We start from the raw sequence: 24,822 nt of genomic DNA on the forward strand, positions 1-24,822 counted from the left end.
GATCCAGGAAGCCCACATGAACATCATCCGCGACATCGTCTTCCAGATACGCAGTCGGCGGGACTCGCTGAGCGTGACCGAACGCAAGGTCGCCGACGCCATACTGGACGACATCATCTGGGGCGCCAGCGCCACCGTCGACCAGCTGGCGGCCAAGGCCGGCGTCAGCATCGCCACCATCTCGCGCTTCGCGCGCACGGTCGGCTGCGACGACACCCGCGACCTGAAGCTCAAGCTGGCCCAGGCCAGCACAGTGGGCAGCCGCTTCCTGGACCCCAGCGCGCCAACCGAGGAAAGCACCTTCTACGCCCGCATCTACGCCGACATCGAAAGCACGCTGCGCGCCCACCTGCCCAACTTCACCGAGCAACTGTTCGAGGCGGCCGCCGGCATTGTGGACGGCGCGCGCATGATCTACGTCTTCGGCATGGGCGGCGCGTCGGCCGTGCTGGCGCAGGAAGTGCAGTCGCGCCTGGTGCGCCTGGGCTATCCCATTGCCGTGTACAGCGATGCGGTGCTGCTGCGCATGGTCGCGGCCACGCTGGACGAACGCGACGCGGTGCTGATCCTGTCGGCCTCGGGCCTCACGCCGGAAATCGTGGGCGCGGCCCGCATCGTCAAGCAGTACCAGGCGCGCATCGTCGCCATCACCGACGCCACCTCCGCCCTGGCTGAACTGGCCGACGTGGTGCTGCCCATCCGCACCGACGAAACCGACTTCATCTACAAGCCCTCGGCATCGCGCTACGCGATGATGCTGGCCATAGACCTGCTCTCGACCGAACTGGCCATGCTGAACCAGGAAGAAAACCGGGAGCGCCTGCGCCGCATCAAGCTGGCGCTGGACGAACACCGCGGCGGTCCGAACCGCCTGCCGCTGGGCGATTGAACTGGAACACAAGATGTACGACACCCTCATAGGCAATGTGCTGGTCCTGGACGGCACCGGCGAACCCGCCTACCGCGCCAGCGTGGCGCTGGCCGACGGCCGCATCGCGGCCATCGGCGACCTGCCCGGCGCGGCGGCGCGCCAGATCATCGATGGCACCCGCCTGGCGCTGGCCCCGGGTTTCATCGACGTGCACACGCATGACGACACCAACGTCATCCGCACGCCGGACATGCTGCCCAAGCTGTCCCAGGGCGTGACCACCGTAGTGGTGGGCAATTGCGGCATCAGCGCGTCGCCCGTGGCCCTTCGCGGCGAACCGCCGGACCCGATGAACCTGCTGGGCGCCCGCGCGGACTTCAGCTACCCCACCTTCGCGGACTACACCCGCGCCATCGAGGCCGCGCGCCCCGCCGTGAACGTGGCCGCGCTGGTCGGCCACACCGCCCTGCGCAGCAACCACATGGACCGGCTCGACCGCGCCGCCACTCGCGAGGAAGTGCTGGCCATGCGCGAGCAGCTGCGCGACGCGCTGGCCCATGGCGCCATCGGCCTGAGCACCGGCCTGGCCTATGCCTCCGCGTTCGACGCGGACACCGAAGAGGTCAAGCTGCTTGCCGAGGCGCTGGATGAATTCGGCGCGCTCTACACCACCCATCTGCGCTCGGAGTTCGCCGCCATCCTGGAGGCCATGCAGGAAGCCTTCGACATCGGCCAGCATGCCCGCGTGCCGGTGGTGGTGTCGCACCTGAAATGCGCCGGCGCCGGCAACTGGGGCCGCACGAAAGAAGTGCTGTCCGCGCTCGAGACCGCCGGCCGCCTGCAACACGTGGGCTGCGACTGCTACCCCTACTCCGCCAGCTCCTCGACCCTGGACCTAAAGCAGGTCACGGACGAGTTCGACATCGACATCACCTGGTCCGTGCCGCATCCGGAGCAGGCCCGCCGCAAGCTGGCCGACATTGCCGCCGACTGGGGCCTGAGCCTGCTCGAAACGGCCGCGCGCCTGCAGCCGGCCGGCGCCGTGTACCACAACATGCATGAAGACGACGTGCGCCGCGTGCTTTCGCACCGGCTCACCATGGTGGGCTCCGACGGCCTGCCCAACGATCCCATGCCTCACCCCCGGCTCTGGGGCGCATTCCCGCGCGTGCTCGGCCACTACAGCCGCGACGTGGGGCTGTTCCCGCTGACGGAGGCCGTGCACAAGATGACGGGCCTGTCCGCCGCCCGCTTCGGCCTGGCCGAGCGCGGATTGGTGCGCGAGGGCTACCACGCGGACCTGGTGCTGTTCGATCCGGCCACGGTCATCGACCGCGCCACCTTCGCCGCGCCGGTGCAGACTGCCGCTGGCATCGAGGCGGTGTGGGTCAATGGCGCCCTGTCCTATCGCCAGGGCGAGGCCACCGGCGACCGCGCCGGCCGCTGGCTGCCGCGCAGCGGCGACCTGCGCAAGAACTTCCAGTAAGCAACGGGCGAAATCCCGGTGCAAAACCGGCCATTCATTTCAAGGAGAGAACCATGAGCAATGCTCCCACCGCCGACAGCAACGGCATCACCCGCTACGGCGTCGCCGGCGGCACGGGCCAGGGCGGCTCGCACATGCCCTTTGCCCGCGCGGTCGCGGCCGACGGCTGGCTGCACGTGTCCGGCCAGGTGCCGATGGACAACGGCGAAGTCGTCGAAGGCGGCATCGTGACCCAATCGCACAAGGCCATCCAGCAGGTGCTGGCCATCCTGAAGGAAGCCGGCTACGGCCCCGAACACGTCGTGCGCTGCGGCGTGTGGCTGGACGACGCGCGCGACTTCGCGTCGTTCAACAAGGTGTTCAAGGAATACTTCGGCGAGAACCCGCCGGCGCGGGCCTGCGTGCAGTCGTCGCTGGTGGTCGACGCCAAGGTCGAGGTCGACTGCATCGCGTACAAGCGTCCCTAAGCGGACACCACACAAGAAAAAGCCTGGCGTTGCCAGGCTTTTTTCACATCTTCACGACATCAACACCCTTGGGCGCGACAAACTGGAATTCCTTGGCCGGCAGCTGTGGGTTGGCTGCGATGCCGGACAGATCCACGCGGGTGGTCTGGCCAAATGAATCCAGCAGTTCCACGCGCACCGGCAGGTTGTCCTTCATGCCGATGTCCACGCGCGAAAAGCCCGCATCGGCGGTGCGCGGCTTGGCCCGCAGCCAATCGATCCCATCCTTGGACGGCAGGGCCGAAACGTCGAACGACTGCTCCAGCGACCCCGAGCCGAACAGGATGGCGGCGGGCGAGGTGCCGATGGCGGCATCGACCTTGCGTTCGGTGACCTGGGCCAGGTCCGGATCGAACTGGAATACCTGGCGGCCATCCGAGATCACCAGTTGCTCATAGGGCTTCTGCACCGCCCACTTGAACTTGCCGGGGCGCTGGAACGAAAACACGCCGGTCTGGGCGGGCTGCGTGCGGCCCTGATTGTTCACCGTGTACTGCGAGAACGAGCCGGTGGCCGAGGTCACCGTGGCCACGAAAGCGCGCAGCTGCTCCTGCGCGCTGGCGGCAAACACCATGGCGGGCGCCAGGCTCAGGGCCGCCACGGCGGCCAGTCGGCGGAACATCTTCATCAAGCTTCCTCTCGGGCGGCGGCGGCTGCGGGAACCAGGATCTCGCGGTTGCCATTGGACTGCATCGCCGACACCATACCCGATTGCTCCATCTGCTCCAGTAACCGGGCCGCACGGTTGTAACCAATGCGCAGGTGGCGCTGCACCAGCGAAATGGACGCGCGGCGGTGCTTGAGCACCACTTCGCAAGCCTGGTCGTACATCGGGTCGGATTCGGCGTCGCCGCCGATGCCGGTGACGCTGCTGGCGCCTTCGCCCGCATCCCCGTCCAGGCCGCCTTCCAGCAGGCCTTCGATGTAATTGGGTTCGCCCTGCGCCTTGAGGCTTTCCACCACGCGGTGCACTTCGTCATCGCTGCAGAACGCGCCGTGCACGCGTACCGGCAGGCCGGTGCCCGGCGGCATGTAAAGCATGTCGCCCTGGCCCAGCAGGGTTTCGGCGCCCATCTGATCCAGAATGGTGCGCGAGTCGATCTTGGACGACACCTGGAACGCGATGCGCGTCGGGATGTTGGCCTTGATCAGGCCGGTGATGACGTCGACGCTGGGACGCTGCGTGGCCAGGATGAGGTGGATGCCGGCGGCGCGCGCCTTCTGCGCCAGGCGGGCGATCAGCTCTTCGATCTTCTTGCCCACCACCATCATCAGGTCGGCGAGTTCGTCGATGACCACCACGATGGTGGGCAGCGGCGACAGCGGCTCCGGCGCGTCCGGCGTCAGCGAGAACGGATTCGGAATGGGTTCCTCGCGCTTGATGGCGTCGCGGATCTTGGTGTTGTAGCCCGCCAGGTTGCGCACGCCCATCTTGCTCATCAGGCGGTAGCGCTTTTCCATTTCGCCCACGCACCAGTTCAGCGCGTTGGAGGCCTGGCGCATGTCGGTGACCACCGGCGCCAGCAGATGCGGAATGCCTTCGTAGACGCTCATTTCGAGCATCTTCGGATCGATCAGGATCAGCCGGGTGTGGGACGCGTCCGCCTTGTACAGCAGCGACAGGATCATGGCGTTGATCCCCACGGACTTGCCCGAACCTGTCGTGCCCGCCACCAGCAGGTGGGGCATCTTGGCCAGGTCGGCCACCACCGGATTGCCGGCGATGTCCTTGCCCAGCGCCATCGTCACGACGGAATGGCTGGCGTGGTAGGTCTGCGAACCCAGGATCTCGGACAGGCGCACCATCTGGCGGCGCGGGTTGGGCAGTTCCAGGCCCATCAGGTTCTTGCCCGGAATGGTTTCCACCACCCGGATGCTGACCAGGCTGAGCGCGCGCGCCAGGTCCTTGGCCAGGTTGACGATCTGGCTGCCCTTCACGCCCGTGGCGGGCTCGATTTCGTAGCGCGTGATGACCGGGCCGGCCTGCGCCGCCACCACGGTGACCGACACGCCAAAGTCGGCCAGCTTCTTTTCGATCAGGCGCGAAGTGAATTCAATGGTTTCGGCCGACACCGTTTCCTGGTTGGCCAGGGGTGGATCCAGCAGGCTGATCGCGGGCAGATCGCCTTCGGCGCCGCCCGAGGGCGCGAAGAACAGCGATTGCTGCTTTTCCTTTTCAACGCGTTCGGACTTGGGCACCACGGTAATGGCGGGTTCGATCCGCACCGGCTGCTCGTGGACCAGCTTTTCCTGCTTGGCCACGACCTGTTCGGTGCGCACGGCCTTGGCGACCTCGCCGACCTTGCGGTCTTCGCGGGCGGCGTAGGAGTCGCGCACGCGACGCACCAGGCCCTCCAGCCACGAGCCCACGCGTTCGGCGATGGACAGCCAGGAAAACGAGAAGAACAGGCTCAGGCCGATGGCCAGCATGACCAGAAAGGCCAGCGTGCTGCCAGTGAAACCGATGCTGCGGCCGATCAGGTCGGCCAGCGTCTGGCCGATCACGCCGCCGGCGCCGCTGGTGTTCTCGGAGGCGCCGGGCAGATGCGTGCCGCGGCTGGCCAGGCGCAGGGCTTCCATGCCCAGCGACCCCACCAGCAGCAGAAAGAAACCGATGCCCTCTTCCCAGTGGACGCGGGGCAACACTTCCGGCTGCTTACTATTGGTAACGCGAAGATGGCTGGCCAGGCGGCGGTAGCCCGCGCGCACCCGGTGCAGCAGCAAAATTACCCACCACCAGGCGGAAAAGCCGAACAGATAGAGCAGGATGTCCGCCAGATAGGCGCCCAGGGTCCCGCCCTTGTTGTGGATGGCGCCGGCGGGGACGGAATGCGACCAGCCAGGGTCGGCCGCATTCCAGGTGGCCAGCACCAGCGTCAGCCAGGCCGCCAGGGCGGCGAAGAGGATCCAGCGGGCTTCGCGCAGCAGGGCGGACAAGCGCGTCTGCAGGGGGGAAGGCCCGTTACGGGTATTGCGCGAGGCGCGCGGAGAAGCAGTCGAGATACGCGGCATGCGGCTCATTATAATTGGGCGTTAACCTAAAGATACCCGCCCATGTCCACGCCTACGCACGCTAAAGTTTTGATACTCGGTTCCGGCCCCGCCGGTTACACGGCGGCCGTCTATGCGGCACGCGCCAATCTGAGCCCTGTTCTTGTTACAGGTCTGGCCCAAGGCGGCCAGCTCATGACCACCACGGACGTCGACAATTGGCCGGCCGACGCCGATGGCGTGCAGGGTCCGGACCTGATGCAGCGCTTCCAGAAGCACGCCGAACGTTTCAACACCGAAATGATCTTCGACCACATTGCCAAGGTCGATGTGTCCAAGCGCCCGTTCACCCTCACGGGCGACACCGGCAAGATCTACACCTGCGACGCCCTCATCATCGCCACCGGCGCCTCGGCCAAGTACCTCGGCCTGCCGTCTGAAGAGGCCTTCATGGGCCGCGGCGTGTCCGGCTGCGCCACCTGCGACGGCTTCTTCTACCGCAACCAGGACGTCGTCGTCGTCGGCGGCGGCAATACCGCCGTGGAAGAAGCGCTGTACCTGTCGAACATCTGCCGCAAGGTCACCCTGATCCATCGCCGCGACAAGTTCCGCGCCGAGCCCATCCTGGTCGACAAGCTCATGAGCAAGGTCGAGAACGGCAACATGGAACTCAAGCTGTTCCATACCCTGGAAGAAGTGCTGGGCGACGACAGCGGCGTCACCGGCGTGCGCGTGCGCCACGTCGACACCGGCGTCACCGAAGACATGGCGGCCACCGGCGCCTTCATCGCCATCGGCCACCAGCCCAACACCGAAATCTTCCAGGGCCAACTGGAAATGAAGGACGGCTACATCGTCACCAAGAGCGGCCTGTCCGGCATGGCCACGATGACCTCGGTCCCGGGCGTGTTCGCGGCCGGCGACGTGCAGGACCACGTCTACCGCCAGGCCATCACCAGCGCCGGCACCGGCTGCATGGCCGCGCTGGACGCACAACGGTGGCTGGAGAATGCGGGGCAGTAAGGTCGGCCTGGCCGACCTGAAACGCCTGAAGAAAGACCTGCAGGCCGAGCGCGAACGCGCCGCCCTGGCCCAGCGGGTGGCGGTGCTGAAAAAAGCCGACACCGCCCCCGTGGACGACATGGCGGCGTTCAAGCGCACGATGCAGTCGGTCACGCCCATCAAGCAGGCCGCCCGGGTGGAGCACAAGCCCGTGGCACAGCCTGCGCCCGCGCTGCGCCGCGCCAACGCGCTGGGCGAAACGCCCACGCGCGCCGACGCCGGCGTCTCAGACAGCGGCGAAATCACGCATCTGCTGTCCGAAGGCGGCACCGCCTTCGTACGCAGCGACGCCGCGCCCGACACCGCGCGCAACCTGCGCCGCGGCCAATGGCGCGCAGGCGCCGAACTGGACCTGCACGGTCTGCGGGTGGAACAGGCCCGCCACGCCCTGCTGTCGTTCCTGGACGAATGCCAGGAGCACGGCATCCGTTGCGTGCGCATCGTGCACGGCAAGGGCTATGGCTCACAGGGGCTGGAACCGGTGCTCAAGGACAAGGCCCGCACCTGGCTGGTGCAGAAAAACGAGGTGCTGGCGTTTTCCGAGGCGCCCGAGCGCGAAGGCGGCGCGGGCGCCCTGCTGGTGCTGCTGCGACAAGCCGAAGGAACGCGCAAATGAAGTGGCTCTATCTGGGCATAGCGATCATCGCCGAGATCTTCGCGACCAGCGCGCTCAAGGGGTCCGAAGGCTTCACCCGCCTGGCGCCGTCCATCGTGACGGTGTTCGGCTATCTGATCTCGTTCTACTTCCTGTCGCTGACCCTGCGCGAGATACCGGTGGGCATCGCCTACGCCATCTGGTCCGGCGTGGGTATCGTGCTGATATCCATCGTGGGCGCGGTGCTGTTCAAGCAGCACCTGGACACGCCCGCGCTCATCGGCATCGGCCTCATCATCGCCGGCGTGGTGGTGATGAACGTGTTCTCGAAATCCGTTTCGCATTGAAGCCCCGCGACGGGTCCACGGCGAGTTCCCGGATCCGCCGCTGGCTGGCGGCCTGGCTGTGCCTGGGCTGTCTGGGCTTGCTGCCGGCCGGCAATGCCTGGGCCCAGGAGTTCAACCGCGCGGCTGAGCTCGTGCGCTACCGAACCTGGCTGAGCGCTTTCAAGCAGGACCTGGACCAATTGTCCGCTACGCCCGGCCCCTTGTCGCAAGCCCAGCTGGAGGCGATGTTCGCCCGCACGGTGGTGCCCGGCTCACGCGGCGCGGGATTCATCCGCCAGGCGTTCACGCAGCGCGGCGGTGAAGGCGCAAACTTTCCGAAGCCTGGCCCGCGCGCCGTGCTCATGGCCGTGCTGGACAGTGCCATCCCCGCCGGCCAGGGCGGCCTGTATCCGGAAGCGGATGCTGCCCTGAACGTCGCGGAGCTGACCGTCTGGTACCTGCATGTGGATGTCGGCGACATGACCAATACCTACCTGCTGTCGGGCGAGCACTTCACGCCTTACCGACTACCTCCTCCGGGCAAGCTGGAACGCAACGCCTACCCCTTCCTGCTGATGGACACCCGCGACAACGCCTTGCGCCTGGGCGGCGTCAGCAGCGAACTCTGGGGGCTGATCGCCTACCTGCACAATGCCGCGCTTTGATTGCTCTCTGCGTCTGCTTGCGCTGACGGCACTTTCCATGGCGCCGGGGCTGGCCAGCGCGCTCTGCGAGCCACTGGCGGCGTCCGCGCAGCGCCACACCAGGGTGATGGACATTTCCCTGGACGACACGAATACCTTGCTGGCGCTGGACGGCTCGCGCATCCGGTCATGGCTGCCTGGCGTCGCCATAGACACGGACGGACGCGCCTCCCCCGCCATCTGGGCCGAACAGGTGGACTGGTCCGTCTACGCCGCCGCGCCGCACGCCCGCATCGGCGTCACGATGCTGCGCTGGGAAAGCGCCCCCGACGGCCGCCAGCATTTGTGCGGCATCGCCCGTTACAGTGCCAACGCAGTCCACGAAACCCGCGCATCGGGCAAGGCCGAGCTGCCCCCGCCAGACGCTGAAACGCGCTTCTACTATGACGCCGCCGGTCGGCTGACTGGCTACGAGGAGCGCTCGCGCGCATGGGACGGCCGCCGCAACCGGCCGGCGCGCTACTGCCTGCGCTACGACGCCCACGGCTGGCTGGCCGAGCTGGGCGCCAACGATTGCTCGGCGCGCTCCCGGCCCATGGCCCGCTACGTGCATGACGCGGCGGGCCGGCTGTTGCGCACGATTTCCTATCAAGACAGATCCGAAGACGCGTTCGAAGTCGTGACGTATGACGCTCAGGGCCGCAGGGCGCAGCGCTACTTGCGCCAGCGGACGGCGTGGGCGGACGAGCCCGCCGTTCTGGGACTGCCCTACCGCGAAAGTCCGGGCCACTATGCCGTACTAGTGTTGCCCGGTCCGGCCTGGAAAGCGCCAGCGCTGGATTCGTACAACTACGACTGGACCATCGTGCAACCCAAGCAGACCGCCGCAGGCATGGCCAGCATCTATGACGCCAAGCGGGACCCCGCCCAGGTGCTGGCAAAAGGCAAAAGCGGCGACGATGGACAGTTCCCCATGACCAGCGCGCAACGCAAACGGGTCTGGGAGGCCGCCGGCCAGACGCCTGGCGGCGTGCAATGGCTATGGGCGCCCGGCCAGACCTATACCCTGCTGCAAACGATGCCCGCGGCGGCATGGGCTTCCTGCGTCGATCCGGAAAACCGGAAGGCCGACGCCTGCGCAGCGCCTTAGGCGCGTTCGCCCTGCGGCTTGGGTGCGCCCGGATGCCGCAGGTAGTCCACCAGCGCCAGCGTGGCCCGGTCGGGAGGCGGCGTCAGCAGGGACACCACAATGATCGTCAGGAATGCCACCGGCGCGCCGAACACGCCCGCCGCGATAGGCTGGATGCCCCACCACAGGTCCACGGGCTGGGTGCGTGAAATGCCCAGCACCCATTCGCGCAGCCACGGATGCGTGTGCGTCATGTAGGCGAACGTCGCCGCAAGCCCCGCCGCCATGCCCAGCGTTGCCCCCCATTTGTTGGCCCGGCGCCAGAACACGCCCATGACCAGCGCCGGGAAAAACGACGAAGCCGCGAAGGAAAACGCGGCCGACACCATGAACAGGATGTCCGCCGGCTTGCGCGCCGCCACCCAGGCCGCACCGAACGCCACCAGCAGCAACAGGATCTTGGACACCATCACGCGGCGCGCCGCCGACATGCGCGGCGACACCATGCGGTACCACATGTCGTGCGACAGGGAGTTGGACAGGGTCAGCAACAGGCCATCGGCGGTGGACAGCGCCGCAGCCAGCCCGCCCGCCGCCACCAGGGCCGATATGACGTAGGGCAGCCCGCCGATTTCCGGCATGGCCAGCACCACCACGTCGGCACCCATGCTGATTTCGCTCAACTGCACGATGCCGTCGCGGTTGACGTCGGTCACGTCCAGCAGATTGCTGTCGACGGCGCTCCAGGCATGCACCCAGTTGGGCAGGCTGAGAAAGCTGGACCCCACCACCTGTGTATAGACCTCGTACTTCACCAGCAGCGCCAGCGCCGGCGCCATGAAATACAGCAGCAGGATGAACAGTAACGACCAGCACACCGATTTGCGCGCCTCGATGACTGAAGGCGTGGTGTATGAACGCATCAGGATGTGCGGCATGCCGGCGGTGCCCAGCATCAGGCATAGCACCAGCGCCAGGAAGTTGACGCGCATATTGCGCTGCTCTTCCGGATCCTTGGACGGGAACGGTTCCGCATGCGGTGTGGCGGGCGCCGCCCGCGCCTCGAAGGCGGCCTTGGCCTGCGCCCATGCGACACGCGCCTCCTCCACGCTGGGGGGATAGCCGGCCAGCTCGCGTTCGGCCGAGCGGATCTCGACCATGGGCGCATCGTTCGCCGTCAACTGCGCCAGCCGGCTGCGCAGCTTGTCCTTTTCCAGTGTCCAGGATTCTGGCAATGCCGCCATCCGGCGGCCCATTTCGTCGGCGCGCTCCTGCCAAAGCCTGCGCACCTCGATTTCGGACGGGTCGTTCTGCAGGTAGATTTCTTTTTCAGTGACCTGCTGCAGCACCACCCCGGCCGACAACTGCGGCACGGGCATGTTGGTGTGCTTGATGGACAGCCAGATCACCGGCACCAGATAGGCAATGACCAGGATGATGTACTGCCCCACCTGCGTCCAGGTGACCGCGCGCATGCCGCCCAGGAACGAACAGACCAGCATGCCGCCCAGCGCCACGAAGATGCCGAGCTCGAAGGAAATGCCGGTCATGCGCGTGGTGATGATGCCCACGCCGTAGATCTGCGCCACCAGGTAGGTGAAGGAACAGAGTATGGCGCAGGCCACGCCCGCCAGGCGCGGCATGTTGCCGCCATAGCGCGCACCCATGAAGTCGGGGATGGTGTATTGGCCGAAGCGGCGCAGATAAGGCGCCAGCAGCATCGCCACCAGTACGTAGCCGCCGGTCCAGCCCATGATGTAGGCCAGCCCACCGTAGCCCGTCAGGTAGAGCGTGCCGGCCACCCCGATGAAGGAAGCCACCGACATCCAGTCGGCGGCGGTGGCCATGCCGTTGTAGATCGCGGGCACCCGCCGGCCGGCCACGTAGTATTCCACCTGATCCGAGGTCCGGCAGACGATGCCGATACCGGCGTACAGGCTGACCGTGACCAGCAGGAATACATAGCCGATCCAGTTGCGCGGCATGCCCAGGATCTCGGCCAGCGCCATCAACAGGATCATCAACGCGAAGCCCGCCGTGTACAGCACGTAGATGCGGCGCAGCCGGACTCTGAATTGCTGGGGCGTGTCTCCGCTGAAAAACGGCATCAGCGGTGCCCTCCCGTGTCGTCGGAGCGCTCATCGGCGCGATTCATGATCCGGGCGTAGATGCCGATGATGACCAGGTAGGCCAGCGGCGCGCCATAGGCCGCCATCCAGAACGCGAACGGCCAGCCGATGAAATCGAAGTTCAGGCTGCGGGCAAAAAAAGCGGGAATGAAGGTCAGCGCGGCCCAGGCGACGAGCAACACCAGGATCAGCCACAAGTTGCGGCGCCAATAGGGAGTCGTGGCGGGTGCCGAGGATGAAAGGCGCGATTCCGACATAGCTGGGATGAGCGAACCCTGTCTGATTATCGCGAAACGCGGCGCTTGAAAAGCCTTTGCGCTTGAAATGCCGGCTTTTTATGCGACAACGGCCGGCACTACCTGGTGCCAGCCGTTGTGCGTTTTGCTTTTTTTGGGTACTGCTTTACTTTTTTTATGTACCGGTGCCGCCGGTATTTGCCCATGCAGGGCTTTGTCTCCTCACCTGCATGGGAAGAGATTCTGCACCAGATGCGGGATTGTCACACTAGGGGAATGCCCTAAGAAGGAGCATTCATTTACATATTCCATGCACCAACTTGGTGCAATTCGGTATTCCCGTACTGAATATTGGGATTTTACGTTTCATTTACACCCCCCTCCCAAACGTATACCCCGTTTTTACCCCCCGCTCCGTAACCTGCCGGTGTCCTGATTGGTCACTACGCCTGCCCGGCGCGCATCCCTATTCGCCGAGCAGGCCCGTCGTTCGAAGGGAGCGCCGCTCCCGGGAGGAAAAACGTGGATGCCTTCTATATCGCCATCTTTGCCGTCATGGCCGGGCTGACTTTCGCCCTGTTGCGGTTCTGCGAAACCTTGTCTGCGGGAGAGCAGCCATGAACTGGCTCTATTGGCTGAGCGGCCTGACGGCCGCCTTGTTGTTCGTGTACCTGCTGGTCGCGCTGTTCAAACCGGAGAAATTCTGATGACCGCCGAATTCGTCGGATTGCTGGTCGCGTACCTGGCAGTCCTGCTTGCGATCGCGCCCCTGCTCGGGCGTTACATCCGCATCGCCATGGAAAACGGGCAATCCCGGCTGACCGCCTGGGGCCGTCCAATCGAGCGCGGCATCTACCGGCTGGCGGGCATAGACCCGCAGGCCGAAATGGGCTGGAAGCGCTACGCCGTGGCGGTGCTGGCCTTCAATATCATCGGCATCGCGGCCGTCTACGCCTTGCAGCGCCTGCAGGGCATGCTGCCGCTCAATCCCGCCGGCATGGGCGCGGTGTCACCGGACTCGGCCCTGAACACCGCCATCAGCTTCGTGGCCAATACCAACTGGCAGGGCTATGGCGGCGAATCGACGATGAGCTACCTGACGCAGATGCTGGCGCTGACGGTGCAGAATTTCGTCTCGGCCGCCACCGGCATCGCCGTGCTGTTCGCGCTGATCCGCGGCCTGTCGCGCCATTGCTCGGCCACGGTGGGCAACTTCTGGACCGACATGGTGCGCAGCACGCTGTACGTGCTGCTGCCGCTGTCCCTGGTCCTGGCGCTGGCGCTGGTCAGCCAGGGGGTGATCCAGAATTTCAGCCCCTATCAGGAAGTCCAGACGATCGAGGCGGTGCATTACGAGCAGCCCCGCGTGGACGCCCAAGGCCAGCCCGTGCTGGACGCCCAGGGACAGGCCGTGACCGATCCCGCCGTCAGCAAGACCCAGACCCTGGCCATGGGTCCGGTCGCTTCGCAGGAATCGATCAAGCTGCTGGGGACCAACGGCGGCGGCTTCTTCAACGCCAACTCCGCGCATCCCTTTGAGAACCCCACGCCGCTGGCGAACTTCCTGGAGATGTTGGCCATCCTGGCCATTCCCGCCGCGCTGTGCTTCTCGTTCGGCGAAATGGTGGGCAACCGGCGCCAGGGCATCGCGATCCTGGCGGCCATGACCGTGCTGTTCGCGGTGTTTGCGCTATCCGCCGCCTACTTCGAGCAGCAGCCCAATCCGATGGCGGCCCAGGCCGGCGCCGACAGCGCGCTCAGCGCGTTCTCGCCGGGCGGCAACATGGAAGGCAAGGAAACCCGCTTCGGCATCGCCGCCACCTCGCTGTTCGCCACCGTCACCACGGCGGCGTCCTGCGGCGCAGTCAACGGCATGCACGATTCGCTCAACGCCATGGGTGGCCTGACGCCGATGCTGTTGATGCAATTGGGCGAGGTGGTCTTCGGCGGCGTGGGTTCGGGCCTGTACGGCATGCTGGCCTTCGCCATCCTGGGCGTCTTCATCGCCGGACTGATGATAGGCCGCACCCCGGAATACCTGGGCAAGAAGATCGAAGCCTATGACATGAAGATGGTCTCCATCGTCATCCTGGCTACCCCGCTGCTGGTGCTGGTCGGCACGGCGCTGGCGGTCTCGGTGCCGGCCGGCCAGGCTGGCGTGCTGAATCCGGGCATCCACGGTTTCTCCGAAATCCTCTATGGCCTGACGTCGGCCGCCAACAACAACGGCAGCGCCTTCGCCGGATTGTCGGCCAACACGCCCTTCTACAACGTGCTGCTGGGCGTCGCCATGTGGTTCGGCCGCTTCGCCATCATCGTCGCCATCCTGGCGATGGCCGGCTCGCTGGCCGCCAAGCGCCGGCTGCCCGCCGGTCCCGGCAGCATGCCCACCACCGGCCCGCTGTTCGTGGTGCTGTTGATCGGCGCGGTGCTGCTGGTAGGCGCTTTGACGTACGTGCCCGCACTGGCCTTGGGCCCGGTGGCGGAACACCTGCAAATTAAAGGCTAGGAATGAAAATGGCCAAGATTGAAACTTCTACTACCGGCGCCGGCGGCGGCGCCGCCCGCGCCGCGACTGGCGTTGCGCGTGAACGCCAGTTCGGCATGTGGTCGCGCGCCCTGATCGGTCCGGCGGTGCTGGACAGCCTGCGCAAGCTATCGCCCGCCGCGCAGTTGAAGAACCCCGTGATGTTCGTGGTCTACGTCGGCAGCATCCTGACCACGGTGCTGTGGGTCATGGCCCTGCGCGGCCGGGCCGAAGCGCCCGCCGGGTTCATCCTGGCGATCGCCGTGTGGCTATGGTTCACCGTGCTGTTCGCGAACTTCGCCGAAGCCCTGGCCGAAGGCCGCGGCAAGCAGCAGGCGGCCACCCTGCGCGGCCTGCGCACCACCATCGACGCCCGTCTGCTGAAGGGCTTTCGCGATGCCGACGCCAGCCTGGCTGCGCCCGGCGCCTGGCGCAACCAGGCAGTCAGCCAGCCTTCGGGCCTGCTGCGCCGGGGCGACGTAGTGCTGGTCGAAGCGGGCGACATCATCCCTGGCGACGGCCAGGTCATCGCCGGCGTGGCGTCAGTGGACGAAAGCGCCATCACCGGCGAATCCGCGCCCGTGATCCGCGAGTCCGGCGGCGACTTCTCGTCGGTCACCGGCGGCACCCGGGTGCTGTCTGACTGGATCTTCGTGCGCATCGCCGCCGACCCCGGCGAGAGCTTCCTGGACCGCATGATCACCATGGTCGAAGGCGCCAAGCGCCAGAAGACGCCCAACGAGCTCGCCCTCACCATCCTGCTGGTGGGCCTGACCGTGGTGTTCCTGCTGGTGGTCGTGACCCTGATGCCGTTCTCGATCTACGCGGTCAACGCCGCTGGCGGCGGTTCTGTGGTGACGGTCACGGTGCTGGTCGCGCTGCTGGTCTGCCTGATCCCCACCACCATCGGCGGCCTGCTGTCGGCCATCGGCGTGGCCGGCATGAGCCGAATGATGGGCGCGAACGTCATCGCTACGTCCGGCCGCGCCGTGGAAGCCGCTGGCGACGTGGACGTGCTGCTGCTGGACAAGACCGGCACCATCACCTTCGGCAACCGCCAGGCCTCGACCTTTCTACCTGCCCCCGGCGTGTCCGCGCGCGAACTGGCCGAGGCCGCGCGCCTGGCCTCGCTGGCCGATGAAACGCCGGAAGGCCGCAGCATCGTGGCGCTGGCCGACAAGTCCATCCACGCCCCGGCCGCGCCCACGGCGCATGCCGAATTCGTGCCCTTCACCGCGCAATCGCGCATGAGCGGCGTGAACCTTAATGGCCGCATGATCCGCAAGGGCGCGGTCGACGCCGTGCAGGCCTGGCTGGCCGAGCAGGACTCTACCGTGCCGGAACAGGCCCTGCGCCTGGCCGAAGACGTGGCCCGCCGCGGCAGCACGCCGCTGATGGTCAGCGACGGTAATCGGGCGCTGGGCGTGGTCGAGCTGAAGGACATCGTCAAGCCGGACATCCAATCGCGGTTCGCGGAGCTGCGTCGCATGGGCATCAAGACCGTGATGATCACGGGCGACAACAAGCTTACGGCCGCATCCATCGCCGCCGAGGCGGGCGTGGACGACTTCCTCGCGGAAGCCACGCCCGAGGCCAAGCTCAAGCTGATCCGCGCCTACCAGGCGGAGGGCCGGCTGGTAGCGATGACGGGCGACGGCACCAACGATGCGCCTGCGCTGGCGCAGGCCGACGTGGCGGTGGCGATGAATTCGGGCACCCAGGCCGCCAAGGAGGCCGGCAATATGGTGGACCTGGATTCCAACCCCACCAAGCTGATCGAGATCGTCGAGATCGGCAAGCAGATGCTGATGACCCGCGGCGCGCTCACTACCTTCAGCGTGGCCAACGACGTGGCCAAGTACTTCGCCATCATTCCGGCCGCCTTCGCCACCGTCTATCCGCAGTTGAACGTGCTGAACATCATGGGCCTGGCCACACCGGCCTCGGCCATTCTGTCTGCCGTGATCTTCAACGCGCTGATCATCGTGGTGCTGATCCCGTTGGCGCTCAAGGGCGTGCGCTATCGCGCGCTGGGCGCGGCCGTGCTGTTGCGCCGCAATCTGCTCATCTATGGCCTGGGCGGTCTGCTGGTGCCGTTTGCCGGCATCAAGCTGGTCGACATGGTCCTGGCCGCCCTGGGCTGGGCCTGAGCCCCGAAACCGCAAGGAACCCATCATGAAAAATTCCGCCACACTGCCGCGCCAAGGCGGCATCCTGCGTCCCGCGCTGGTCGTCTTCGCCGCGCTGTCGCTGGTGACCGGCCTGGCCTATCCCTTCCTGACCACGGGCATCGCCGCCGCCGTCTTCCCGCACGAAGCGGCCGGCTCGTTGATCAAGCAAGGCGACCGCGTCGTCGGCTCCGAACTGATCGGCCAGTCGTTCAGTTCGCCTGCCTACTTCTGGGGCCGCCCGTCGGCCACCGCGCCCATGCCGTACAACGGCGCCGGCTCCGGCGGTTCGAACCTGGGGCCGCGCAATCCGGCGCTGGCCGATGCCATCCAGGCGCGCATCGCTGCCCTGAAGGCGGCCGATCCGGACAACCCGGTCCCGGTGCCGGTGGACCTGGTCACCGCATCAGGCAGCGGCCTGGATCCGCACATCAGCCCGGCCGCCGCTGCCTACCAGGCGGCGCGCGTGGCGCGCGCCCGCGACCTGCCGCGCGCGCAGGTCGACGCGCTGATCCAGGCCCATACCGAGAAGCCCTGGCTGGGCGTGCTGGGCGACCCCGCGGTCAACGTGCTGACGCTGAACCTGGCGCTGGACCAATTGCGTCCAGCCCGCTGATGCCGCGGCGTATAGTATTGCCAGCCGTTCCCTCACACCTACTGCGCGTTCATGGCTGATATCGCTGGCGAGCGTCCCGACCCCGACGCGCTCTTGAAGACCCTGGACGACGCCGCGCGCCAGGCGGTGCGCGGCAAGCTGCGCGTCTACTTCGGGTCGTCGGCAGGCGTGGGCAAGACCTACGCCATGCTGGAGGCGGCGCGCGCGCAGGCCGCCCAGGGCGCCAACGTGCTGGCCGGCATCGTCGAGACCCACGGCCGGCGCGAAACCGCCACGCTGCTGGAAGGCCTGCCTGTCCTGCCGCTCAAGGACGTGCCGTACCGCGGCCACGTGCTGAAGGAATTTGATTTGGACGGCGCACTGGCCCGCCATCCCAACCTGGTGCTGGTGGACGAGCTGGCGCACTCGAACGCGCCAGGCTCGCGCCATGCCAAGCGCTGGCAGGACATCCAGGAACTCCTGACGGCAGGCATCGACGTCTGGACCACGCTGAACGTGCAGCACCTGGACAGCCTGAACGAAGCCGTGGGCAGCATCACCGGCGTGCGCGTCTGGGAAACCGTGCCGGACGAGGTCTTCGATGCGGCCGACGAAGTCATTCTGGTGGACCTGTCGGCCGACGAGCTGCTGCGCCGACTGAAGGAAGGCAAGGTCTATCTGCCGGAACAGGCCCGCCACGCCACCCGCAATTTCTTTCGCAAGGGCAACCTGATAGCGCTGCGCGAGCTGGCGCTGCGCCGCACCGCCGACCACGTCGACGACGACGTCCAGGCCTACCGCCGCGACCGCGCCATCGAACCCGTGTGGCGTACGCGCGAAGCCGTGGTCGCGTGTATCGGTCCGGACGTGGACGCCGAGTACGTCATCCGCAGCGCACACCGCCTGAGCCAGCAGCTGGAATGCGATCTGCACGTGGTCACCATCGACACACCGCGCGCGGCCCCGCCGCCCCAGGCCGAACAGGAGCGCATCCAGCGCAGCCTGGCCCTGGCGGATGCATTGGGCGCGCGCAGCGAAGTCCTGGCCGGCGGCGACATGGTCGACGCCGTGGTGCGCTATGTGCGCCGCCACAACATCACCAAGGCCATTATCGGCCGCACCCGCGCCAGCGGCCTGCAACGCCTGCGCCTGTCGCTGTCCGCGCTGCTGACCGCGGCCATCTCGCCGGGCTGGCTGTGGCGCCGCCACAGCTTTGCCGACATGCTGGCCGCGGGCTGCCCCGAAATCGACATCATCCGCCTGGGCGCGCCGCCGCTGCCGGCCGCATCCGCGCCGGGGCGCGATCCGCTCACGCTGGGACAACGTACGCGCCAGGCCGCCGACGAGCGCAATCCGCGGCCGCTGGCGGGCTACGCCTGGGCGCTGTGCTATTGCGCCGCGGCCACCGCGCTGTCCATGCTGGCCTTCCCGGCGCTGCACCAGACCAACATCGTCATGCTGTTCCTGCTGGCGGTGGTGGCCGTTGCGCTGCGCCACGGGCGCGGACCGGCGGCGCTGGCCTCGGTCATCAGCGTAGGGCTGTTCGATTTCTTCTTCGTGCAACCGCTGGCATCCTTCGCCGTATCGGACGTGCAGTATCTGCTGACCTTCGGCGTGCTGCTGTCGGTGGGCCTGCTGATCGGCCAGTTGACGGCCGGCCTGCGCTTGCAGGCGCAGGCTTCGGTCAAGCGCGAAGCCGATGCGCGCAGCCTCTACGAATTCGCGCGCGAATTGTCGTCCGCGCTGCTGCCCGAGCAGATCGTCACCCTGGCGGGCGCCTTCGTGCATGCCACCTTCGGTTCGCGCTGCGCGCTATACATCCTGGGCATGGACGACCGCCTGAAGCTGGCGTCTCCCGCCGCGGACGACATGCCGCCGCTGGAATCCGCGCTGGCCCAATGGGTCTACGACCACGGACAGCCGGCCGGCGCAGGCACCTCCACCCTGTCCAACAGCGAACTGCTGTACCTGCCGCTGAAGGCGCCGATGCGCACCCGCGGCGTGCTGGCGCTGGCCGCTCCGCGCCGCAGCCTGTTCCTGAATCCCGACTCGCGCCGCCAGATCGAGGCCTACGCCACCCTGATCGCCATCGCGCTGGAACGCCTGCACTACGTGGAAGTGGCGCAGCAGGCGCTGGTCAGCATGGAATCCGAAAAGCTGCGCAACTCGCTGCTGGCGGCCGTGTCGCACGATCTGCGCACCCCGCTGACCAGCCTGGTCGGCATGACGGACACGCTGATGCGCCAGCAGGCGACGCTGCCGCCCGACATCCACGACACCGTCCGCTCCATGCGCGACCAGGCCCAGCGCATGCACGCGCTGGTGGTCAATCTGCTGGACATGGCGCGGCTGCAGAACCGCGACACGCCGCTGCGCCTGGAATGGCAATCCATCGAAGAACTGGTCGGCGCCTCGCTTGCCGCCATGCGCGAACCGCTGGCCGCACACCGCGTCACCGTGGACAGCCTGTCGCATCTGCCGCTGGTGGAATGCGACGGCGTACTGATCGAACGCGTGCTCTGCAATCTGCTGGAGAACGCGGCCAAGTACACGCCTGCCGGCAGCGCCCTGCGTCTGCATGCGGACGTACACGAGGGCGAACTGCGCGTGGCGGTCAGCGACAACGGCCCGGGCGTGCCGCCGGGCGCTGAGCGCCGCATCTTCGAAAAATTCACGCGCGGCGACCGCGAGTCCGCCACCCCGGGCGTCGGCCTGGGCCTGGCAGTGTGCGAGGCCATCATCGCCGCCCACCATGGGAAAATCTGGGTCGAACACGCGCCGGGCCAGGAATCCGGCGCCCAGTTCGTCTTTACGCTGCCACTGGGCGCGCCGCCCCCGATCCAATCCGAAACCCCTTGAACGCCGCAACGCATGTTCGATTACCAGCCTACCGTCCTGATCATTGAAGACGACGCCAACATCCGGCGCTTCGTGCGCCAGGCCCTGGAAAGCGAGGGCTGCGTCGTCCACGAAGCCGAAACCGTCAAGCGCGGCCTGATCGAAGCCGGCACCCGGCAGCCCGACGCGGTGGTGCTGGATCTGGGCCTGCCCGACGAAGACGGCATGACTTTGATCCGCGAGCTGCGCGGCTGGACCGAAGTGCCGGTGCTGGTGCTGTCCGCCCGCAGCGCCGAGGCCGACAAGGTCGCCGCGCTGGACGCGGGGGCCGACGATTACCTGACCAAGCCTTTCGGCGTCAGCGAACTGCTGGCGCGCCTGCGCGTGCTGCTGCGGCGGCATGCCAGGGGCGGCGCGGGCAATGCTTCCGAAATCAGCTTCGGCGACGTGCGCGTGGACTTCGCCAAACGCGTGGTCGAACGCGGCGGACAGCACGTGCACCTGACCGCGATGGAGTACCGGCTGCTGGCGGCGCTGCTGGCGCATCGCGGCAAGGTCATGACGCACCGCGAACTGCTGCGCGAAGTGTGGGGACCTTCGCACGTGGAGAGCAATCACTACCTGCGCATCTACATGGGCCATCTGCGCCAGAAGCTGGAAGCCGATCCCGCCCAGCCCGTCTACCTGCTGACCGAGATCGGCGTGGGCTACCGTTTCGCTGGCTGAGGCGCGCGCCGCGGCTGCGCATTGACGCCGCGTTTACGCGCAGCCCGCAAGTCTTGTCTCGGCCTTTACGCGCTTGCTCCTATTGTTGCGGTCCCATCCAACAGTAGGAGCAATTCCATGCCCCGCCACACCTTGGCCGCGCTCGCGCTGCTGACCCTGGCCGCCACGCAAGCCGGCAACGCACTGGCCGCCGACGCGCCCGCCGAAGCGGCGTCTTCCGCGTCCGACCTCACGTTGACGGCCAACGTCACCCTGGCCAGCCAATACCGCTATCGCGGCCTGATGCAAAGCAATAACAAGCCGGCCATCCAGGGCGGATTCGACCTGGCCCACTCCAGCGGCTTTTACCTGGGCAACTGGAACTCCAGCATCAGCTGGCTCGACGACAGCAACAGCGACGTGTCCGCGCCCGTGGAAATGGACTTCTACGGCGGCTACAAGGGCAATCTCGCGCAGGACGTGCCCGTCGACCTGGGCGTCCTGCAGTACTACTACCCTGGCGACTATCCGTCCGGCTACACCAGTCCCGACACCACCGAGCTGTATGCCGGCATCGGCTATGGACCTCTGATGTTCAAGTACTCCCTCTCCCTGACCAACCTGTTCGGCTTCGCCGACAGCAAGCACAGCCAGTACTTCGACCTGTCCGGCAACTTCGATACGGGCGTCTGGGGCCTGACCGTCAACGCGCACGTCGGCCGGCAACTGGTGCGCAACGTCGACAACGGCAACTACACGGACTGGAAGCTGGGGCTGACGAAGGACTTCGGCCGGGGCCTGTCGGTCTCGCTGGCCTATCTGGACACCAACGCGGACCGCGCCGTCTACACCAATACGCGCGGCCGGGACATGGGCCGCGCAACGGGCTTGCTGTCGCTGACCAAGACGTTCTGAGCGCCCCGGACGTTGACGCGCTTTTTACGCGCTGCGTCCGCTTTTATCGGCAGGATTTACGGCGCGCTTCCTATAGTGGAACCGTCATTAACCAACCGAATCCCCGGAACGCCGCAAGCGACGCCTCCGGTCCCGCTACCCGCCATGATCCCCCGACTTCAAGCCTGCCTCGCCCCCATGTCCGACATCCTGCCCGCGCAGCGTACGCACGCCCGCGTCGAACGAGTCGCGCTGACCATCAGGATAGACACGCTGGACGCACTGAACGTGCGGCTGGCGCTGCATCGCGCATTGGGCGAACGCATCGGCGTCTACGTGCTGTCGGTGGATCACGTCCATGTGCAAAGCGTGCTGCAACTGCAGTGCGAACGCGGACAGCTGGATGCGCTGATGCACGCGGTGATGTCGGGCCTGCCCCGCGCCGAGTTCGGTCCGGTGCTTCCCGCATACGCGATGACGGGGCAGTAAGCCATGGACACGCCACGCAAGACCGCATTTGAAGGCATCTGGCTGCCCATGGTCACGCCGATGCGCGGCGGCTATGTGGACCTGGACGCCGCGCAGGCGCTGGCCCGCTATTACCGCAACGCGGGTATCGCCGGCCTGGTGCTGTTTGGCTCCACCGGCGAGGGCAATCTGCTGAGCGTGCCGGAAAAGGTCGACATGATAGAAGCCATATCGAGCGATCCGCACGCGCTGCCGCTGGTGTTCGGCGCGGGCGGCGTGGACACGCGCGGCGTCGCAACCGCCATCCGGCGCCTGGACAAGTACCAGCCGGCCGGCTACCTGGTGCCGCCGCCTTACTACCTGGGCCCTTCGCAGGCCGGCATCCTGTGGCACTACCGCCAGATTGCCTGGGCCACGCAGCGGCCCATCATCCTGTACAACATCCCCAAGCGCACCGGCGTCACCATGACGGTCGAAACCATGGAAGCGCTGGCCGCGCTGCCCAACTTCAGCGCCGTCAAGGAATGCAATCCTGCGGTACTGGCGGCCTTGAACCGGCGCGGCACGCTGACGCCGCTATGCGGGGAAGATATGGCCCTGCTGGACCACTTCCTGGCCGGCGGCCTCGGCGCCATCCCGGCCGCCGCGCATGTCTATCCCGAGCGCTATGTCGAGGTCATGCAGTTGGCCCGCGACGGCCACGCGGAGGCCGCGCGCGAACTCTTCGAGCCCCTGCGCGGCCTGATCCGCCTGCTGTTTACCGAATCCAACCCTGCTCCGATCAAGCGCGCCCTCTCGATGCAGGGCCTGATCACCGATGAGCTGCGCATGCCCATGACCAGCGCCAGCCGAGAGCTTGGGCAGCGCCTGCAGCGGGCCATGAACGTGGTGCAGGGCTCGCCTAGGCGGCTGCAGACAGCCTGAAGACGGACACCGCATTCGCCAGCTCGGCCGCCTGATCGCGCAGCGCGCCAGCCGATGCGGCGAACTCTTCCACCAGCGCGGCGTTCTGCTGCGTCACGCCGTCCAGATGCGTCACGGCCTGATTGATCTGTTCGATGCCCACGCTCTGCTCGGCCGAGGCCGTGGCAATCTCCCCCATCAGCGGCGCGCTGGTGGCGGCGGACTCCAGCACGTTGCCCATCGTCGCGCTGGCCTGCTCGACGCGCTGGCTGCCACGAGCCACCGAATCCGCCGACGCTTCGATCAGCGTCTTGATCTCCTTGGCGGCGGTGGCCGAGCGCTGAGCCAGCGCACGCACCTCGCCCGCCACCACGGCAAAGCCCCGGCCCTGTTCTCCGGCCCGCGCCGCTTCCACCGCGGCGTTCAGCGCCAGGATGTTGGTCTGGAACGCGATCTCGTCTATCAGCCGGATGATCTCGTCGATGCGCTGCGAGCTATGCGAAATCTCGCGCATGGCGTCGATGGCGTGCTGCGTTTCATCGCTGCCCTGCCTGGCCAGTTGCGCTGCCTGACCGGCCAGCGCGCTGACCTCACGCACATGTTGCGCGCTCTGCTGCGCGGTCGCGGTGATCTGCTCCACGCTGGCGGCGGTCTGCTCCAGCGCGGCGGCCTGCTTCTCGGTGCGGTCCGACAGGTCCATGCTGCCCGCCGCGATCTGCCGCGAGGCCGCGGCAATGGAAGCCGTGGAATGCACGATGCTGCGCACCGCCCCGTCCAGGCGTTGCTGCATCCGCGCCAGGGCGTCGAACAGGCGGCCGATCTCGCCGCGCTGATTGCGCGGCACGCTGCCCGACAAGTCGCCATTGGCCACGCGCTCGCACACCACCACCGCCTGGTCCAGCGGACCGAGGATATGCGTGCGGAAAAAGCGCAGCGCCGCCGCCAATAGCAACACCAGAAGGCCCAGCGTCACACCGCCTTGCCGCCACAAAGTGCCGTAGAACGCCTGATCGACGTCATCCACGTACAGGCCCGTGAACAACAACCAGCCCCAGTCAGCGTCGTAGGTGGCATAGCTGATCTTGGGCAGCGCCCGATCCGTTCCCGGCCGCGGGAACTGGTAGCGCGTATAGCCGCCGCCCGCCTTGCCTTGGGCATAGAGGTTTTCGAAGATCGGCTGCCCGGCGCTGTCCTTGACGGCCCGGACGTTGGTGCCGACCAGCTTGGGATCGGGATGCACCAGCAGGTCGTAGCCGTCGCCGAAGGCGCCCACATAGCCGTCCTCGCCATAACGCAGTTGCGCCAATCGGCGCGCCACATTGCGCTTGGCCTCGTCCAGGGGCATGCCCTCGCGCACGCTTTGCTTGCCATTGCGCACGATGCCGGACGCCAGATCAAGGACGTGGCGCAGCTCGGTCCTGCGCTCGGCCACCATCTCGGCGCGGCGCTCCCAGGCGTCCCAGGCGCCCAGGGCCAGCACGACGGCGCCGACCGCGAACACAAACCACAACAGTTCCCTGCGCAAACTGGAATTCTTCATAGTCCTCTCATCCTTCTTCACCCAGCCAATGAAACCAATCAAGGCAGAATGTGACGGTTTATGTATGCATTCCGTCAGAATAAGGGACAGCACCAGGGTTTTCACCAAGACTGCACGGGGTGCTTGATCTAACGCAAGGCCCATAAAAAAACGCAAGGCGCGCTTGCCTTGCGTTTTTTCGTCGTGGCGGCTCATTCCGCCTTTTGTAC

General features: G+C 66.8%; 22 protein-coding genes. 17 read left to right on the forward strand and 5 right to left on the reverse strand.

Annotated elements, in window-relative coordinates; all coding sequences use genetic code 11:
• Positions 1-16 precede the first annotated feature (16 nt).
• From IB268_RS18695 to IB268_RS18705, 3 genes are read left to right on the forward strand one after another with little or no spacing between them, the layout of a single operon-like run.
• Complete coding sequence (locus IB268_RS18695; RefSeq protein WP_054450103.1) at positions 17-889, forward strand: MurR/RpiR family transcriptional regulator; 873 nt, start codon at positions 17-19, stop codon at positions 887-889.
• 13 nt (positions 890-902) lie between these two features.
• On the forward strand, positions 903-2,357 hold the full coding sequence (locus tag IB268_RS18700) for an amidohydrolase family protein (RefSeq protein ID WP_192354620.1): 1,455 nt from the start codon (positions 903-905) through the stop codon (positions 2,355-2,357).
• Between the two features lie 53 nt (positions 2,358-2,410).
• Positions 2,411-2,824 (forward strand): RidA family protein, encoded by a 414-nt coding sequence (locus IB268_RS18705; RefSeq protein ID WP_118931699.1) that lies wholly within the window; start codon positions 2,411-2,413, stop codon positions 2,822-2,824.
• Positions 2,825-2,867: 43 nt separating this feature from the next.
• Here the strand turns inward: IB268_RS18705 and lolA are convergent, their stop codons facing one another.
• Both lolA and IB268_RS18715 read right to left on the reverse strand, forming a co-directional pair.
• The gene (gene lolA, locus IB268_RS18710) at positions 2,868-3,491 is read right to left on the reverse strand and encodes an outer membrane lipoprotein chaperone LolA (RefSeq protein ID WP_054450098.1); all 624 of its coding nucleotides are present in this window, start codon (positions 3,489-3,491) and stop codon (positions 2,868-2,870) included.
• Positions 3,491-5,875: a DNA translocase FtsK gene (locus tag IB268_RS18715; protein WP_119450774.1), complete on the reverse strand. Its 2,385-nt coding sequence runs from the start codon at positions 5,873-5,875 to the stop codon at positions 3,491-3,493. The genes lolA and IB268_RS18715 overlap by 1 nt, the downstream gene beginning before the upstream one ends.
• Before the next feature lie 42 nt (positions 5,876-5,917).
• Between IB268_RS18715 and trxB the strand changes: the two genes are divergently transcribed.
• Genes trxB through IB268_RS18740 form a run of 5 tightly spaced genes read left to right on the forward strand, consistent with a single transcriptional unit; the run spans position 5,918 to position 9,631 of the window.
• A complete protein-coding gene (gene trxB / locus IB268_RS18720; protein ID WP_054450094.1) occupies positions 5,918-6,877 on the forward strand; it encodes a thioredoxin-disulfide reductase in 960 nt (319 codons plus the stop codon).
• The gene (locus tag IB268_RS18725; protein ID WP_192354621.1) at positions 6,864-7,532 is read left to right on the forward strand and encodes a Smr/MutS family protein; all 669 of its coding nucleotides are present in this window, start codon (positions 6,864-6,866) and stop codon (positions 7,530-7,532) included. The genes trxB and IB268_RS18725 overlap by 14 nt, the downstream gene beginning before the upstream one ends.
• Entirely contained in the window at positions 7,529-7,858 is a 330-nt protein-coding gene (locus IB268_RS18730) for a multidrug efflux SMR transporter (protein ID WP_054450090.1), read from the forward strand. Before IB268_RS18725 ends, IB268_RS18730 begins: the two co-directional genes overlap by 4 nt.
• Positions 7,855-8,502: a hypothetical protein gene (locus IB268_RS18735; RefSeq protein ID WP_054450088.1), complete on the forward strand. Its 648-nt coding sequence runs from the start codon at positions 7,855-7,857 to the stop codon at positions 8,500-8,502. Before IB268_RS18730 ends, IB268_RS18735 begins: the two co-directional genes overlap by 4 nt.
• 37 nt (positions 8,503-8,539) lie before the next feature.
• The gene (locus IB268_RS18740; protein ID WP_225591413.1) at positions 8,540-9,631 is read left to right on the forward strand and encodes a hypothetical protein; all 1,092 of its coding nucleotides are present in this window, start codon (positions 8,540-8,542) and stop codon (positions 9,629-9,631) included.
• Here IB268_RS18740 and IB268_RS18745 read toward each other — a convergent pair.
• Both IB268_RS18745 and IB268_RS18750 read right to left on the reverse strand, forming a co-directional pair.
• Positions 9,628-11,718 carry a sodium:solute symporter family protein gene (locus tag IB268_RS18745; protein WP_125472140.1) on the reverse strand — a complete coding sequence of 697 codons (2,091 nt, stop codon included), beginning with the start codon at positions 11,716-11,718 and terminating at the stop codon, positions 9,628-9,630. The two genes, IB268_RS18740 and IB268_RS18745, sit on opposite strands and share 4 nt — an antisense overlap.
• The gene (locus tag IB268_RS18750; RefSeq protein WP_054450082.1) at positions 11,718-11,996 is read right to left on the reverse strand and encodes a DUF4212 domain-containing protein; all 279 of its coding nucleotides are present in this window, start codon (positions 11,994-11,996) and stop codon (positions 11,718-11,720) included. Before IB268_RS18750 ends, IB268_RS18745 begins: the two co-directional genes overlap by 1 nt.
• Positions 11,997-12,592: 596 nt before the next feature.
• On the opposite strand from IB268_RS18750, the gene kdpF reads away from it, so the two are divergent.
• From kdpF to IB268_RS18795, 9 genes are all read left to right on the forward strand, one after another.
• Positions 12,593-12,682 (forward strand): K(+)-transporting ATPase subunit F, encoded by a 90-nt coding sequence (gene kdpF, locus IB268_RS18755; protein WP_013391886.1) that lies wholly within the window; start codon positions 12,593-12,595, stop codon positions 12,680-12,682.
• Positions 12,682-14,484, forward strand: coding sequence for a potassium-transporting ATPase subunit KdpA (gene kdpA / locus IB268_RS18760; protein WP_119450773.1), 1,803 nt, complete (start codon positions 12,682-12,684; stop codon positions 14,482-14,484). Before kdpF ends, kdpA begins: the two co-directional genes overlap by 1 nt.
• 8 nt (positions 14,485-14,492) lie before the next feature.
• Positions 14,493-16,652 carry a potassium-transporting ATPase subunit KdpB gene (kdpB, locus tag IB268_RS18765; protein WP_192354623.1) on the forward strand — a complete coding sequence of 720 codons (2,160 nt, stop codon included), beginning with the start codon at positions 14,493-14,495 and terminating at the stop codon, positions 16,650-16,652.
• Between the two features lie 25 nt (positions 16,653-16,677).
• Positions 16,678-17,286, forward strand: coding sequence for a potassium-transporting ATPase subunit KdpC (gene kdpC, locus IB268_RS18770; protein ID WP_119450772.1), 609 nt, complete (start codon positions 16,678-16,680; stop codon positions 17,284-17,286).
• Between the two features lie 51 nt (positions 17,287-17,337).
• Positions 17,338-20,124, forward strand: a complete 2,787-nt coding sequence (locus tag IB268_RS18775) for a sensor histidine kinase KdpD (protein ID WP_192354624.1) — start codon at positions 17,338-17,340, stop codon at positions 20,122-20,124.
• Between the two features lie 12 nt (positions 20,125-20,136).
• The gene (gene kdpE / locus IB268_RS18780; protein WP_059373794.1) at positions 20,137-20,829 is read left to right on the forward strand and encodes a two-component system response regulator KdpE; all 693 of its coding nucleotides are present in this window, start codon (positions 20,137-20,139) and stop codon (positions 20,827-20,829) included.
• A 117-nt stretch (positions 20,830-20,946) separates the two neighbouring features.
• Complete coding sequence (locus IB268_RS18785; protein ID WP_192354625.1) at positions 20,947-21,723, forward strand: TorF family putative porin; 777 nt, start codon at positions 20,947-20,949, stop codon at positions 21,721-21,723.
• Positions 21,724-21,900: 177 nt separating this feature from the next.
• On the forward strand, positions 21,901-22,191 hold the full coding sequence (locus tag IB268_RS18790) for a hypothetical protein (RefSeq protein WP_192354626.1): 291 nt from the start codon (positions 21,901-21,903) through the stop codon (positions 22,189-22,191).
• Between the two features lie 3 nt (positions 22,192-22,194).
• Positions 22,195-23,094: a 4-hydroxy-tetrahydrodipicolinate synthase gene (locus IB268_RS18795; RefSeq protein WP_125472145.1), complete on the forward strand. Its 900-nt coding sequence runs from the start codon at positions 22,195-22,197 to the stop codon at positions 23,092-23,094.
• On the opposite strand, the gene IB268_RS18800 is transcribed toward IB268_RS18795, so the two are convergent.
• Complete coding sequence (locus IB268_RS18800; RefSeq protein WP_192354627.1) at positions 23,072-24,613, reverse strand: methyl-accepting chemotaxis protein; 1,542 nt, start codon at positions 24,611-24,613, stop codon at positions 23,072-23,074. The two genes, IB268_RS18795 and IB268_RS18800, sit on opposite strands and share 23 nt — an antisense overlap.
• Positions 24,614-24,822 lie beyond the last annotated feature (209 nt).

The sequence above is a fragment of the Achromobacter sp. ACM01 genome, from assembly GCF_014851745.1.
Classification (GTDB): Bacteria; Pseudomonadota; Gammaproteobacteria; order Burkholderiales; family Burkholderiaceae_B; genus Achromobacter; species Achromobacter aegrifaciens.